This window comes from Streptococcus azizii (genome assembly GCF_001984715.1).
Classification (GTDB): Bacteria; Bacillota; Bacilli; order Lactobacillales; family Streptococcaceae; genus Streptococcus; species Streptococcus azizii.
Map to the genome: position 1 here is coordinate 1 of NZ_MSPR01000042.1, position 1682 is coordinate 1682.

The following is a 1682-nucleotide window of genomic DNA, read 5'->3' on the forward strand; positions in this document are numbered from 1 at the left end:
TGATATACTCCCCTTATAGTGGACAGTGAAAAAACAAAAATTCACTAGAAACTATAAGGGGAGTTTTCGTATGTCAAAAAGAAGTCCAAAGTCGGTAGAAGAAAAACTTGACGTTGTGATGCTTTATCTCAATGAAGGGAAATCGGTAAGTTGGTTAGCTAAAAAGAGTCATGTCGCTGATAATACAATTAAGGAATGGATTCGTAAATATAACCAAGATGGTATGGATGGCCTTAAAGAAAGTCGTACCTGGAAGAAATATAGCCAAGAGTTGAAAGAACAGGCAGTCCTTGATTATCTAGAAGGCCTAGGAAGTCTAGCGACTTTGGTTGAAAAATATGGAATATCTCACCGTAGTGTTCTCAAAAATTGGATAAACATGTATACTAGTGGTAACAATTTAAAATCTACTAGTAAGGGACTATCCAGAATGCACAAGGGACGTAAGACAACATTTGAAGAACGGGTTGAGATTGTGAACTTCACGATTGCTCACGGCAAAGACTATCAAGCAGCTATTGAAAAGTATGGTGTATCCTACCAGCAGGTCTATTCTTGGGTCAGAAAATTCGAGAAAGATGGTCATTTGGGCCTTCAAGACCGACGAGGGAAAGGTCTTGAAAGTAAGCCCAATCTTACAGCCGAAGAAGAATTACAACTGAAAATCAAACAGCTGGAAGAACGCAATCGGCTGTTAGAAATGGAGAACGGCCTCTTAAAAAAGTTAGACGAGATTCATCGTCGCAAGAGGAGGTAAGGCAAGGTCGTAACCTCGATCAGTTTCAAGCTATCAAAGATTATTCAGATGAGCATGATGATAGGTCTATCAGCTACCTGTGTCAACTTCTAAACGTCTCTCGTTCAGGCTACTATAAGTGGTTGAAACATGAGGAAACAACATCTGAGAAGACCAATAAAGAGTTAATGGGAACGATTAAAGAACTTCATGCCCAATACAATGGCATTTTGGGCTATCGTCGGATGACACGTTTCATTAATCGGAAACTAGGGACGAGCTATAATAAGAAACGGATTCGTCGCCTGATGCGTATTCTTGGCCTTCAGTCTGTTATTCGTCGTTCTCGTGGCTACTGCACGAAGACCAGTTTCATCAATATCGAGGAGAATACTCTCAATCGTGATTTCACTGCGACAGCACCGAATCAAAAGTGGTGTACAGATGTGACCTTCCTGCAGTACAGCTTGGGTTCTAAGGCTTATTTGAGTGTCATCAAGGACCTATATGACGGATCGATTGTAGCCTATCATATCAGTAAACACAATGATAATCCCTTGGTGATGGAGAATCTGAGAAAGGCTATGGAGGCCAATCCAGGTGCAACACCGCTTATCCATAGTGACCGTGGATCTCAATACACCTCACGAGAATATCGTATGAAGACAACACAGTATCAGATAACGCGTTCTATGTCACGTGTTGGCAAGTGTATTGATAACGCGCCTATAGAGAGCTTCTTTGGGCACTTTAAAACCGAGTGTTATGACTTGAAGAAGTACAAGACTTTTGAGGAGCTGGTAGCTGATATAGATTCTTATATTCATTTTTACAATCATGAACGTTTTCAAGAGCGCAACAACGGCCTTGCCCCTCTTGAAATGAGGAACAAGGCCGTTGCTTAATCTTTTATTATTTCACTGTCCACTTGACAGGGAGCAGTTCA

The 1682-nt window shown here is 41.1% G+C and carries 1 protein-coding gene; it reads left to right on the plus strand.

Going from position 1 to position 1682, the window contains the following annotated elements:
* Positions 1-70: 70 nt before the first annotated feature.
* A protein-coding gene (locus tag BVE84_RS10625; RefSeq protein WP_135017528.1) for an IS3 family transposase occupies positions 71-1641 on the plus strand; the annotation gives its coding sequence in 2 pieces (ribosomal slippage) (positions 71-713 and positions 713-1641; 1572 coding nt in all).
* Positions 1642-1682 lie beyond the last annotated feature (41 nt).